The 12,976-nt window shown below is 72.5% G+C and carries 12 protein-coding genes; 9 read left to right on the top strand and 3 right to left on the bottom strand.

Annotated elements, in window-relative coordinates:
- Positions 1-148 precede the first annotated feature (148 nt).
- The gene (locus tag IF22_RS0120485; RefSeq protein ID WP_156057719.1) at positions 149-730 is read left to right on the top strand and encodes a TetR/AcrR family transcriptional regulator; all 582 of its coding nucleotides are present in this window, start codon (positions 149-151) and stop codon (positions 728-730) included.
- 52 nt (positions 731-782) lie between these two features.
- On the opposite strand, the gene IF22_RS33875 is transcribed toward IF22_RS0120485, so the two are convergent.
- Positions 783-2,144, bottom strand: coding sequence for a pentapeptide repeat-containing protein (locus tag IF22_RS33875; protein WP_156057716.1), 1,362 nt, complete (start codon positions 2,142-2,144; stop codon positions 783-785).
- A 205-nt stretch (positions 2,145-2,349) separates the two neighbouring features.
- On the opposite strand from IF22_RS33875, the gene IF22_RS0120475 reads away from it, so the two are divergent.
- The 3 genes from IF22_RS0120475 to IF22_RS0120465 all read left to right on the top strand — a co-directional run bounded on the left by IF22_RS0120475 (position 2,350) and on the right by IF22_RS0120465 (position 5,915).
- Positions 2,350-3,129 (top strand): esterase/lipase family protein, encoded by a 780-nt coding sequence (locus IF22_RS0120475; protein ID WP_030334377.1) that lies wholly within the window; start codon positions 2,350-2,352, stop codon positions 3,127-3,129.
- Between the two features lie 173 nt (positions 3,130-3,302).
- Positions 3,303-5,510, top strand: coding sequence for a M48 family metalloprotease (locus IF22_RS33870; RefSeq protein WP_051708661.1), 2,208 nt, complete (start codon positions 3,303-3,305; stop codon positions 5,508-5,510).
- Positions 5,511-5,522: 12 nt separating this feature from the next.
- On the top strand, positions 5,523-5,915 hold the full coding sequence (locus tag IF22_RS0120465; RefSeq protein ID WP_030334374.1) for an effector-associated constant component EACC1: 393 nt from the start codon (positions 5,523-5,525) through the stop codon (positions 5,913-5,915).
- 23 nt (positions 5,916-5,938) lie between these two features.
- On the opposite strand, the gene IF22_RS0120460 is transcribed toward IF22_RS0120465, so the two are convergent.
- Positions 5,939-6,811: an aldo/keto reductase gene (locus IF22_RS0120460; RefSeq protein WP_030334372.1), complete on the bottom strand. Its 873-nt coding sequence runs from the start codon at positions 6,809-6,811 to the stop codon at positions 5,939-5,941.
- A gap of 243 nt (positions 6,812-7,054) precedes the next feature.
- Here IF22_RS0120460 and IF22_RS0120455 point away from each other — a divergent pair, with 243 nt between their 5' ends.
- From IF22_RS0120455 to IF22_RS0120440, 4 genes are all read left to right on the top strand, one after another.
- Positions 7,055-7,417: a YciI family protein gene (locus IF22_RS0120455; protein WP_030334370.1), complete on the top strand. Its 363-nt coding sequence runs from the start codon at positions 7,055-7,057 to the stop codon at positions 7,415-7,417.
- A gap of 131 nt (positions 7,418-7,548) precedes the next feature.
- Positions 7,549-8,931: an FAD-binding oxidoreductase gene (locus tag IF22_RS0120450; RefSeq protein ID WP_036411973.1), complete on the top strand. Its 1,383-nt coding sequence runs from the start codon at positions 7,549-7,551 to the stop codon at positions 8,929-8,931.
- 234 nt (positions 8,932-9,165) lie between these two features.
- On the top strand, positions 9,166-10,614 hold the full coding sequence (gene pyk, locus IF22_RS0120445) for a pyruvate kinase (protein WP_030334367.1): 1,449 nt from the start codon (positions 9,166-9,168) through the stop codon (positions 10,612-10,614).
- The gene (locus IF22_RS0120440) at positions 10,611-11,495 is read left to right on the top strand and encodes an acyl-CoA thioesterase (RefSeq protein WP_030334365.1); all 885 of its coding nucleotides are present in this window, start codon (positions 10,611-10,613) and stop codon (positions 11,493-11,495) included. The genes pyk and IF22_RS0120440 overlap by 4 nt, the downstream gene beginning before the upstream one ends.
- 45 nt (positions 11,496-11,540) lie before the next feature.
- On the opposite strand, the gene IF22_RS0120435 is transcribed toward IF22_RS0120440, so the two are convergent.
- Complete coding sequence (locus IF22_RS0120435) at positions 11,541-12,209, bottom strand: YceI family protein (RefSeq protein ID WP_030334363.1); 669 nt, start codon at positions 12,207-12,209, stop codon at positions 11,541-11,543.
- Positions 12,210-12,477: 268 nt separating this feature from the next.
- Here IF22_RS0120435 and IF22_RS0120430 point away from each other — a divergent pair, with 268 nt between their 5' ends.
- Positions 12,478-12,942, top strand: a complete 465-nt coding sequence (locus IF22_RS0120430; RefSeq protein ID WP_030334362.1) for an RrF2 family transcriptional regulator — start codon at positions 12,478-12,480, stop codon at positions 12,940-12,942.
- Positions 12,943-12,976 lie beyond the last annotated feature (34 nt).

Below are 12,976 nucleotides of genomic sequence, written 5' to 3'. Positions count from 1 at the left end.
GTCCGGGCGATCGGGGTGGCCAGGCGGCGATCGGGCGGGTCCCGAGGTAAGCTAACCGGAGGCAGGCCTCCGGGATTCCGGAGGGGTGCCTCCACTAAGTTAGTGGAGGGTTGCCTCCGGATGCAACCAGGGTGAGGTGACGCACGTCATGACCAGCGCGGGGCAGGTGCCCGAGGTCTTCGCCCAGCGGCCCAAGCGGGCCGACGCGCGGCGCAACTACGACGCCCTGATCACGGCGGCGCGCGAGGCGTTCGCCGAGAACGGGGCCGCCGCCTCGCTGGAGGACGTGGCCCGCCGGGCCGGGGTGGGCATCGGCACGCTCTACCGCAACTTCCCGACCCGCCGGCACCTGTTCGAGGCCGTCTACGTCGAGGAGGTCCGGGAGCTGTGCCACTCCGCCGAGGGCCTGGCCGAGCTGCCGCCCTGGGACGCGCTCGTCGCCTGGCTGCACCGGTTCGTCGCGTACGTCGCCACCAAGCGGGCGCTCGCCGAGCAGTTGTTGCACGACTCGGAGATCTTCGCCAGCTGCCGCACCGAGATCTTCTCCGCCGGTGAGCCGCTGATGCGTCGCGCGCAGGCCGCCGGCGTGGTTCGTGACGACATCGGCTTCGACGACGTGGTGCGGCTGATCAGTGGCCTCACCATGGCCCAGTTCCCGTCGCCCGAGCAGCGCGACCGGGTGCTCGGCGTGGCCCTGGACGGCCTGCGCCCGCCGGCCGCCCCGCGCTGAGAGCCAGCCGCGCCCCGGTCGCCCGGGTCGCGTCGACGGCTCAGGCGGCCGGTCAGCGGTCGACCAGCAGCAGCCACTCGTCGTCGAGGCGTTCCACTGTGGTGTCGGCCGGCCAGCGGTGACCGGGGTCGGCCACCGCCCGGGCCTGCTCGACCTGGGGCGGCCGGCTGAACCGTGTGTCGCGGAAGCTGGCCATCCGGTGGAACCGGGCCCGGCCGAAGTTCGCGGCGTCGAGGAAGTGCGCCCGGTCGAACAGCGCCTCCGCGCCGAACACCGTCCAGCGGAACAGCGCCATGTTCGTGAAGCGGACCGAGTGGAAGCCGGCCGCCCCGCCGAACTCGGTGTGCTCCATCGACACCGCGCCGTCGAAGACGGCCTCCCGGAACGAGGTGGCGTCCTCGAAGCGGGTCGCGTCGAAGCTGGTCGGTTGGCCGAAGGTCACCCGACGACATGAGGTCGGGCCGGCGAAGCGGGACCGTCGGCAGGACAGACCGTCGGTGAACGCGGCCCCGTCGAAGGTGGCCAGACCGCTGACGCGAACGCCGTCCAGCATCACCTCGCCGTCGGCCGCGAGGTTGTCGAAGAGCACGTCGTCGAAGGTCGCCGCCCCGAGCAGCAGCCGGCCCCGCGTCGTCGCGCCGGCGAAGGTGGTCGTGCCGGTGAACACCGCCTCGGTGAAGTTCGCGTCGACGAGCGTGCAGCCGGCGGCGTCGAAGTCGACCAGCTCGGCACCGGCCAGGTCGAGCGTCACCTCCGGCCAGAAGGCGTCGTCGTCGGCGGCGCGCAGGTGCCGGGTGAGCACGCGCTGCGCGCTGCGCCGGACCTCCGTCTCGCGCGGCTCGCCGATTGGCGCCGGCATCCGCAGGTACGCGCAGAGCACCGCCGCGATCGTCGGGCGCTGCCCCGGGTTGTCCTGACCGAGGCGCTCCAGCGCGTGCAGGCCACCGAGGCGTACCGCCGCGCTGTCGTTGCCGAGCAGCTCCACCGCCCGGGTGTAGAGCTCGGTCAGCCGACGCTCCGCCGCGTCGTGCTCGGCCGCCCCGGACTGCCGATCCTGGTGGCGCTGCGCGGCCTCGGCCACCGCCTCGGCGTGCGCCTGCACCCGGTCCCGGTGCACCTGGTCGCGGGCGGCGACGCTCTCCTGGTGTCGCTGCGCGCGTTCGGTGATCCACTGGCGGCGGGCGGCGAGCAGCAGCGCGAGCCCTCCGCCGGTGCCGGCGACGACGGTCAGGCCGGTCCGGATCGCGTCGATGCGCAGCGTGGCACGGGTGTCGGGTTGGCTGGCCCGGTCGGCCTCGGTGAGCAGCAGGTCCAGCACCAGCCAGCCCAGGACGACGGCGGCCAGCAGGCCGACCAGGACCAGCCACCACGGCATCACCCGCAGCTCGCGCTCGGTGGGTTCGTCGACAGCCACGGCCACAGCATGCCAGTGAGCGTCCGGGGTCCGATATGGAGCGTGGCGGTATGACCGTTTACACCCCCGGCGGAACAACGGGTTACCGGCGCGTAACAAGTCATTGACGTTTCCAAATTGTTGCGGGCATCATCGTCGCACGGTCGACCGGACACCCCCACCCACCTGCCCGGTTCGCCGGGCGCCTCCCCCCGGAGGTGCAGCGATGCTGCTCCGAAAGACCGCCCTCGTGCTGGCCCTCGCCACCGCCGCGCTGCTCGCGTCCACCGCCACGGCGACCGCGGCGCCCGCCGACCCGGCCCCCACCCCCTTCGCCGCCGCCGCGGCGGCCAACCCCGTCATCGTGGTCGGCGGGCTCAGCGGCGTCGCCGTCGCGTACGAGCCGATCGCCGCCCGGCTGCGCGCCGACGGCTACCGCACCTTCATCTACCAACTTCCCGGACTGGGCCTCGGTGACATCCCCACCTCGGCCCGCGCGTTCGCCACCTACGTCAACCAGGTACGCGCCAGCACCGGCGCGGCGACCGTCGACCTCGTCGCCCACTCCGAAGGGGGCCTGGTCAGCCGGTACTACCTCAAGCGGCTCGGTGGCACCGCCGCCGTCGGCCGGTACGTCAGCCTGGGCACACCCCAGTACGGCACGTACGTCGCCAACATCGTGGCGTTCCTGGGGCTGGGCACCTGCGCCGGAGTGGTGGCCTGTCAGCAGATGACCATCGGCTCGGCGTTCCTCGCCGACCTCAACGCCGGCGACGACACCCCGGGCGCGGTGCGCTACACCACCATCCGCACCCTGCAGGACGAGCTGGTCCGGCCGACCGGCAACGCCGCCGTCAACGACGGTGCGACGAACGTGCTGATCCAGGCGTACTGCCCGCTGCGGGTGGTGGGGCACCTCGGCCTGGTGCTCGACGGCACGGCGTACACCATCGTGCGCGGCGCCCTGGTCGACGGCCCGGTGCGCCCCAACTGCCTGGCGCTCTGACCCGCCCGTGCGGGTGGTCCCGCCGGGACCACCCGCACCGACGCGGACTGGCAAGTGTCGGTTGCCCGACGTTCCCGGAAAAGGGTGTGGCAGACATCAGACGTGCCCGATAGCCTGCTGCGACTGTCCACTGGCGACGGAGGACGGGTGACCCTCCCGAAGGAGCAGCGCGCATGACCGAGCCGCACACCGTGCCGCCGGAGAACACCCCGCCGACAGTGCCGCAGCTCGACGTCCGGGCCGCCGAGCCGCCAGCGGCCGACCCGCCGTCGTCGGTCGGCGGGTTCGCCGACCGACCACCGGGTTATCCCAGCGCGCTGGTCTGGTTGCGGGCCGGGATCCTGCGGGACTGGCGCGGTGTGCTGGGCGCCTTCGCCGCCACCTGGTTCTACCTGCCGATCGGGCTGCTGCTGGCGTTCTGGGGCGGCCTCAGCCTCGGCGTCGTCGGCCTCTTCGCCGGCGGCATCGGGGCTGACGACCAGGTGCCGCAGGTGCTGCGCGACGCGCCGCTGATCGGCTCCCTGCTGGAAACGTTCATGAGCCGCTCCGCCGGAGTGCTCGGCGGCGTCGTCGGCTTCGCCGTCGGTTTCGTGGGCGGCTTCATCTCCGTGCTGGTGCTGCCCTGGGTCGGTGCCGAAGGACCGCTCCCCGTGATCGCCGGCCTGCTCGGCACCGTCGCCGCGGCGGCGCTGATCGGGGTCCTCTACACGCTCTACCGCGTGCTGCTGGAACCGCGACTACTGGTCGTCTCCGGTGCCCGCCAGCCCAGCCGCCGCGAGGCGGCGCGGCTGCGGCCCGTGCTGGACGACTGTGCCCGACGACTCGGCCTGCCCAGCGTGCCACGGTTGCTGATGGAGGACGACCCGGTCCTGAGCAACGCCCGCACCTACGCCCGGCACGTGGTGGTCACCACCGCCGTGCTGACCGAACCGGACGACGAGATCGCCGCGCTGTTCAGTCACGAGTTGGTGCACTGGCGTACCGGGGACGAGATCACCAGCGCCTTCGTCCGTGGTGTCGGTCTGCCGCTCACCCTCGCGCACGCCCTGCCGACCTGGCTGATGCGGACGTTCCCGCACCCGGCCACCAACTTCGTGGTCTTCCTGTTCTTCTGGCCGGTGCTGCTCATCATGCGGTACGTGGTGCTGCCGCTGCACGCCCGCGACGTCCGGGCCGCGGAGTACCGGGCCGACCTCGGCGCCGTGCTCACCGGGCACGTCGACGGGATGCGGCGCATCCTGGAGCGCCGGCTGTCCTTCGAGTCCGGCCGCAGCGGCTGGGACGAGGCGGTCTGCGCCACCCACCCGCCGCACGAACTCCGGCTCGACGCGCTGGAACGGGCCTCGGTGGCCGGCGCGTCCGCCGGTGCGGACGCCGCCGCGGACGTCACCGTCGAGCGGCTGTTCGGGCACACCGGCGCGGTCGGCACCCGCCGCACCTGGCTGCTGGTCGGCGTCCTCGTGCTGGTGGCCTGCGTCGGCACCGGCGGGCTCGGGGTGGTGCAGTGGGCGTTCTTCCGCCCCCAGGCGACTGTCGACGGCTACTTCGCCGCGCTCGCCGACCGGGACAGCGACGCCGCACTCGACCTCCTGGCCGACGGGAGCAGCGCCCCCGACCGCGAGCTGCTCGCCCAGCTGCTGCGCGGCGAGGGCTACCAACCACCGACCGACGTCGAGATCAGTTCGCTGGAGCGTGACGACGACAGCGCCACGGCCACCGTGACGTACCGGCTGGGCGGTGAGCGGCAGACCGCGACACTCGGCCTGCGTCGCGACGAGCAAACCACTGCCGGGATGTTCCACGGCTGGCGGGTGAGCGGAGGCCTGACCTCGCTCGGTGTCGCGATCGGCGGCCCCGGGGTACGACTCAACGGCGTCGAACTGCCCGGCGGCACCGACGGCCCGGCGCTGGCGCTGCTGCCCGGCGGCTACACCGCGACCGGGCCGTCCAGCGCGCTCAGCGAGACGCCCACCGAGACCTTGGCGGTCGGTCCGGGGCAGGACACGGCCACTCTGCAACTGGCCCCGGTGCTCAAGCCGGCGGCGGTCGAGGCCGTCGACGCCCGGGTGCGCGCCTGGTTGGACGAGTGCGCCAAGCAGACGGTCCCCGCGCCACCGGGCTGCCCGTTCCGCTACTACGGCGGGTCCGCGCAGAAGGTCACCTGGAAGATCCTGGAGTACCCGAAGCTCGCCATCGAGTTGACCGGCCCGGCCAGCGCCGAGGTCACCACCCCGAGCGAGACCCGGGGTCAGGTGCAGGTCAGCGGGACCAACACCTACTTCGGGGGCGACTCACCGTTCACCGACGACGACCCGTTCTCCGTCTCCGGTGTCGTCACCGCCGACGGGGAGGGTGTCACCTTCCGCCCCGCCGCCAACTGACCGGGAGAGCCCGTGACCGACAGCAACACCGCCGCCCGGCTGCCCGTACGGCTGACCATCAACCCCCGGCAGCGACAGCAGCCGTCGGTCGACCTGCTGACCTGGATCCACCGCCGGCCGGAGTACCGGCCGGTGGTCCGCCAGGCCGGCGGCGGCGGGGGCCGGCCGGGCTTCAGCGACGCGGTGATCATCGCGGTGCTGGCCCAGGGCCTGCTGCCGGGTCTGTTCAACCTGCTGCAGTCCTGGGTGGACCAGCAGCGCACCGAGGCCAGCATCCGGATCCAGTCCGGCGACACCGAGGTGGAGTTGCAGGTGAGCGGGCGCACCGACTCGGCGCGCCTGCTGGCCCAGGCGACCGAGGCGCTGCGGGCGGCCCGGGAGCCCGGTACGGACGCCGCCGACTGAGTCGACGGCGTCCGGGGGAGCGGTCAGCTCGCCTTGGCGAGCGCCTCGAACTCGTCGTCGGTGAGCCGCACGTCGGCGGCGCCCACGTTCTCCTCCAGATGCGCCACCGAGGACGTACCGGGGATCGGCAGCATCACCGGTGAGCGGCGCAGCAGCCAGGCCAGCGCGAGCTGCGCGGGCGACGCGCCGTGCGCGGTGGAGATGGCGTCCAGTGGGCCGCCCGGGCGGGCCAGCTCACCGGTGGCGATCGGGAACCACGGGATGAACGCGAGGTCGTTGCGCTCGCAGTACTCCAGCACGTCCTCGGCGCTGCGGTTGGCCAGGTTGTACAGGTTCTGCACCGACACGATGTCGGTGATCGCCCGGGACTCCTCGATCTGCGCGACGCTCACCTCGGACAGCCCGATGTGCTGGATCTTGCCTTCCTCCCGCAGCAGGGCCAGCTCACCGAGCTGATCGGCGAGCGGCACCTTCGGGTCGATCCGGTGCAGCTGGTACAGCGGGATGCTGTCCAGGCCGAGGTGGCGCAGGCTCAGCTCGCACTGCTGGCGCAGGTACTCGGGGCGGCCCAGCGCCCGCCAGTCGCCGGGGCCGGAGCGGCTCAACCCGGCCTTCGTCGCGATGACCAGGTCATCGGCGTACGGGTGCAGGGCCTCCCGGATCAGCAGCTCCGAGACGAACGGCCCGTACGAGTCGGCGGTGTCGATGAACGTCACGCCCAGCTCGATCGCCCGGCGCAGCACCCGGACCGCCTCGGCCGGGTCCTTCGGGTCACCCCAGACACCCGGACCGGTGATCTGCATGGCCCCGTAGCCGAGCCGGTTGACGGTGACGTCGCCGCCGATCCGGTACGTGCCGGACGCCTTCGCGGGTTGCTCACTGATATTTGTTGCCATTGCCCGATCCCCAATCGTCTCGTCGTGGCGGGCGTGGACAGCGCGGGCGTGAAGAGCCCACCCGCCACTGATGGATCATCCCCCGGAACTCCGCTGCCATGCCGCCGGTCGGTCGAGTGTGGGCGCGGACACGCCGTGGGCGCGCCGAGCCGAGTTGCCGGGAAGCACCCGGTACGACCGGGGTGTCCGTGCGACGCTGGCCGGAGCCGGTGCGTTTCCGGCGCGACGGTGGAGGGAGCACCCATGGGAGTGCCGCAGGTCAACTTCGCGCTCGACACGTACGAGTGCATCGTGATCTATCCCGGCGCGGCCGGGCGGGCTCTGCCCGCCGAGACGGTGCAGCGGTTGCAGGCCGAGCACACCGAGCACATGCAGGCGTTGCAGCGACGCGGCATCATCCTGGTCGCCGGCTCAGTGGACGGGCCGGCCCGCGAGCCGGATCCGCCGATCGGGTTCGGGCTGGCCCGCACCGGCAGCGTCGACGACGTCCGCAGCGTGCTGGAGGCCGACCCCGCGGTGCAGGCCGGGCTCTACCGGGTGGAAGTGCTGACCTTCCTCTGCCCGGCGGGTTCCCTGGAGTTTCCGCTGGTCAAAGCGGGGAGCTGAGCAGCCGTCCATCGGTGGCTGTCGTGATGGCGACGGCGCTCGCCCGCCTGCCGGTGCTACGGTCGCGCCCTGCGCGGGCCGCCGCCGGGGCGTACCCGGTGTCGTGGGTCGGCCCCGGTCGAGGAGTCGCCATGACCTCCGCCGCCACCGGTGATGTCGCATCCGCCGCCGCCCGACTACGTGCCCTGCTCGGCGACCGGCTGCACGAGCCGGGCGATCCCGGTTACGCCGCCACCACCCAACTCTGGAACGGTGCGGTGGCGCGGACGCCCGCGCTGGTCGCCCACTGCCAGGAGGCCGACGAGGTGGCCGAGGCGATCCGCGTCGCCGCCCGCTGCCACCTGCCCGTCTCGGTCCGCTCCGGCGGGCACGACTGGGCCGGCCGGGCCCTGCGCGACGGTGCCCTGGTGCTCGACCTGACCGGGCTGCGCGCCGTCCGGGTCGACCCGGACGCGCCCACGGTGACCATCGGCGGCGGCGCCACGGCGGCCGAGCTGCTCGCCGCCGCCCGCCCGTACGACCTGGTGGTGCCGACCGGCGTGGTCGACGCCGTGGGGATGGCCGGGCTCACCCTCGCCGGCGGGTACGGCCCGCTGTGTGGTCGGTTCGGTCTGTCCCTGGACAGTCTGCTCGGCGCGCAGGTGGTTCTCGCCGACGGCCGCCGGGTCACCGCCGACCCGCGCCACGACGCCGAGCTGTACTGGGCGCTGCGCGGCGGCGGCGGGAACCTCGGCATCGTCACCGAGCTGCGGTTCCGCGCGCACCGGCTGCGCGGGGTGCTGGCCGGCATGATCATGTTCGCGCTGTCCGAGGCCCCGGCCGTCCTGCGCGGCTATGGCGCGCTGGTCGCCGAGGCGCCGGACGAACTGACAGTGATGGCCGGCTTCCTGCCCGGCCCGGCCGGCGAGCCGGTGATCTTCGTCTGCCCGTTCTACAGCGGCCCGGACCTGGACGCCGGGCTGCCGTGGATGGACCGGCTGCGCGCGCTGGGCACCCCGCTGGTCGACCAGATCGGCCCGATGCCGTACGCGGACGCGCTGCGGATGTTCGGCGGCGGAATGGTCGACGGCAACCACTACCTGCTGCGGACCCGATGGCTGCCCGCGCTCACCGACAGCACCGTGGACACGCTCGTCGACGCGGCCCGGCAGGTCACCTCGCCATTCTCCGCGCTGGCAGTGCACCACTTCCACGGCGCGGCCACCCGGGTCCGACCCGCCGACACAGCGTTCGGACTGCGTGCCGACCACCTGATGGCCGAGATCATCGCGGTGTGGGCGCCCGGCGAGCCGGCCGGCCCGCACCAGGAGTGGGCCGAGCGGACCTCGGCGGCGCTCGCCCCGCAGGCCTTGCCCGGTGGTTACCCCAACCTGCTCGCCCCGCAGGAGACCGACCGGGTCCGGCTCGCCTACGGCGCGAACTGGGCGCGGCTGCGCCACGCCAAGCGCCGCTACGACCCCCGTGACCTGCTGCACGCGGTGCCGACCCTGCCGCCCTCGGTGCACCCGGAGTGAGCCGCCGCCTGCCGCCGTCAGGGCGTCCGGAGTGAGCCGCCGCCGGGAGCACCCCGACAGCGCACGCCACTGGAGGCGTACGATTCCCGGCGCGCGGTCGCTGATGCCCGTCGCCACAACGTTCCCGGTGCGGTTCCGCCCGCCGGCCCGACGCGCGCCGCGCGTCGTTGGACACATGTTCCGCTGCCTGCAAGGGGTCGGACCCGAGTCCGACCTGAAGGAGAGACTAGCCTGATGGGCGTGACACGCCGCGCGAAGATCGTCTGCACTCTTGGTCCCGCCACCTCGTCCCCGGAGCGCATCCGGGGTCTCGTCGAGGCCGGCATGAACGTGGCGAGGCTGAACTTCAGTCACGGCAGCCACGCCGACCACGAGGCGGTCTATCGACTGGTCCGGGAGGCGTCGGAGGCAGCGGGTAAGCCGGTCGCCGTCCTCGCCGACCTGCAGGGCCCCAAGATCCGGCTCGGTCGGTTCGCCGACGGCCCGCACGAGTGGCGCACCGGTGACTCGGTCGTCATCACCGGCGACGACATCATCGGCACCAAGGAGCGGGTCTCCTGCACCTACCGCAAGCTGCCGCAGGAGGTGAAGCCCGGTGACCGGCTGCTGATCGACGACGGTCGGGTCGCCGTCGAGGTCACCGACGTCACCGGCAACGACATCCGCTGCCTCGTCACCGAGGGCGGCCCGGTTTCCAACAACAAGGGCGTGTCGCTGCCCAACGTGGCGGTCAGCGTGCCCGCCATGTCGGAGAAGGACGCCGAGGACCTGCGCTTCTCCCTGGGTCTCGGTGTCGACCTGGTGGCGCTCTCCTTCGTCCGCTCCGCCGAGGACATCAAGCTCGTGCACGGCATCATGGCCGAGGAGGGCGTGTTCCGGCCGGTGCTGGCCAAGGTCGAGAAGCCGGAGGCGGTGGAGCACTTGGAGGCCATCGTGCTGGCCTTCGACGGCGTCATGGTCGCCCGTGGTGACCTCGGTGTCGAGATGCCGCTGGACGAGGTCCCGCTGGTGCAGAAGCGCGCCGTGCAGCTGTGCCGGGAGAACGCCAAGCCCGTCATCGTGGCCACCCAGATGCTCGACTCGATGATCGAGAACTCCCGCCCCACCCGGGCGGAGGCGTCCGACGTCGCCAACGCGGTGCTCGACGGCGCGGACGCGGTGATGCTCTCCGGCGAGACCAGCGTCGGCAAGTACCCGGTGCTCACCGTCAGCACCATGGCCAAGATCGTGACGACCACCGAGGCCGGTTCGATCGGGGTGCCGCGGTTGCAGCACGACCCGCGTACCCACGGTGGCGCCCTCACCGTCGCCGCCTCGTCGATCGCCCGGGCCATCAACGCCAAGGCGCTCGTCGCCTTCTCGCAGACCGGTGACACCGTGCGCCGGCTGTCCCGGCTGCACTGCGACCTGCCGCTGCTGGCCTTCACGCCGGTCCCCGAGGTGCGCGACCAGCTCGCCCTCACCTGGGGCGTGGAGACCTTCCTGATGCCGTTCGTGCAGCACACCGACGACATGTTCCGCCAGGTCGACCAGGCGCTGCTCGGCCTCGACCGGGCCAACCCCGGCGACTACGTGGTGATCGTGGCGGGTAGCCCTCCCGGCACCCCCGGCTCGACCAACACGCTGCGCGTACACCAGCTCGGCTCGCTGGTCGACGCCGCGTCGGCGCGGGCGCTGCAGTGAGCGACGGTCGGGTCGCGGTCGGCCAGGCGGCGGTGGACCAGCTGCTGGAGGTGCTGGACCTCGATCCGACCGGGGAGATGACCTTCCGGGGGATGAGCCCCCCGGTCGGCCCACAACGGGTGTACGGCGGCCAGGTTGCCGGCCAGGCCCTGGTCGCCGCCGGCCGCACCGTCGACCCGGAGCGGTTCGTGCACTCGCTGCACGGCTACTTCGTCCGCCCCGGCGACCCGGTCGAGCCGATCGAGTACCAGGTGGAGAACATCCGCGACGGGCGGTCCTTCTCGGTCCGCCGGGCCGTCGCCCTGCAGCACGACAAGCCGATCTTCTTCATGTCGGCGTCGTTCCAGCGGGCCGAGGAGGGCCTGGACCACCAGGTCACGGCCCCGCTGGACGTCCCGATGCCGCAGGACGTGCCGACGATGAGCGACCGGCTCTCCCGCTACCCGGAGCGGCTGGGCATCTGGGGTCAGATCCCGCGTCCGATCGACGTGCGTTACGTGGGTGAGCCCGGCTGGGTCCGCCCCGGCGACCGGCCCGCCGACCCGCACCAGCGCGTCTGGATGCGCATCGACGGCAAACTGCCCGACGACCCACTGCTGCACGCCTGCGCGCTCACCTACGCCTCGGACCTCACCCTGCTGGACTCGGTGCTCTCCGCGCACGGCGAGGTGTGGGGGCCGGGCGGGTTGGTCGGCGCGAGCCTGGACCACGCGCTGTGGTTTCACCGGCCGTTCCGGGCCGACGAGTGGTTCCTCTACGACTGTTTGAGCCCGTCCGCGTCCGGCGCGCGCGGGCTGGCCACCGGCCGGATGTTCACCACTGACGGCCGGCAGATCGCCAGCGCCGTCCAGGAGGGTCTGCTGCGCCGCGTCGGCGCCTGACGCGTCCACCCATCCCCGCCAGGCTCCTGGCGGGGATGCGGCGGGTCAGGCCTGGTAGATGGCCTCTCCGGCGATCTCGATCTGCACCGTCTTGCCGACCAGCACCCCGCCGCTCTCCAGGACGACGTTCCAGAGCAGGCCGTAGTCCTCGCGGTTGATGCTCGCCGTCGCGCTGAATCCGAAGATGTTCTGCCCGTACGGATCACGACGAGCGCCGCCGAAATTCACCTCCAGGTCGACGGCCCGGGTGATTCCCTTCACGGTCAGCTCACCGGTGAGGACGAATCGTCCGGGAATACCGTCGGACTGCGGCGGAACAATGTGACTCCGGCCTCGTCCGCCCAGCCGGTGGTTGCGCAGGCGCGCCCACTGGAATATGGGGTCCTCGTTGCCCTGCCATGTGATACCGGTGCTTCGATATTCGAGGGTGGGAAAGCGCTCCACGTCGAGGAAATCGGCACTCTTCAGATGCGTGTCCCGATCGACGCTCCCGGTGGTGATGCTCGCCGACATGATGGTGGCCGTCACCGAGGAGAGCAGCGGGTCATCGGCGACGGTGATCTGCGCCGTGGCCTCGGCGAACTCGCCGCGTACCGGGCTGACCATCATGTGCCGGGACAGGAAACCGATCCGCTTGTGCGCCTGATCGAGAAGATAGGTGCCGGCGACCGGGATGGTCATGCCATCCCAGGTGCGGGTCGCGATATCGGTCATCGTGTTGCCTTCCCCCCGAGCGGACCCGGGTGTTTATCAATATGTTGCTGGCGGCCGGGTAAAGGGCCGGACATTCGTCTTCACGCCCAGCATAGGGACGCTCCGGGCCGGCATTTCGGCCGCCACCGCGCGGTGGATCATGACGGGCCGCACCGGTCAGTTCCGGCGGCGCGCGTCGGGTGCCGGCGGCGGCACTTTTCATCGATGCGTGGCCGATCGGCCGAGGGTCGCCCGCCTGCCCGGTTGACCAGGGACTAACCTTGCCGGCATGCGCCTCTCCGCCCGGGTCGACTATGCCCTCCGCGCGGCCGCCGAGCTTGCCGCGACGGCCAGCGGTCCCGGGCGCGGCCGACCGGTCACGGCCGACCAGATCGCCCGTGCCCAGGAGATTCCGCCGAAGTTCCTGGAGAGCATCCTGCTGCAGCTGCGCCGGGGCGGCATCGTGCACGCCCAGCGCGGCCCGGAGGGCGGCTACTGGCTGGCCCGCCCCGCCGAGGAGATCTCCCTCGCCGAGGTGATCCGGGTGATCGACGGCCCCCTCGCCCACGTCCGCGGGCAGCGCCCCGAGCAGCTCGGCTACCACGGCCCGGCCCGCGCCCTCCAGGAGGTCTGGATCGCGCTGCGGGCGAGCGAGCGGGAGATCCTGGAACTGGTGAGCGTCGCCGACGTGGCAGCGGGCGCGCTACCCGCGCGGGTCACCGAGCTGGCCGCCGACCCGCGCGCCTGGATCTGATCGCCGGCCCACCACCCGGATCGGCGTCACCCGG

The organism is Micromonospora parva, assembly GCF_000718515.1.
Classification (GTDB): domain Bacteria; phylum Actinomycetota; class Actinomycetes; order Mycobacteriales; family Micromonosporaceae; genus Micromonospora; species Micromonospora parva.
The sequence above is the reverse complement of the archived record's forward strand: the minus strand, read 5'-3'. Positions and strand labels throughout refer to the sequence as shown.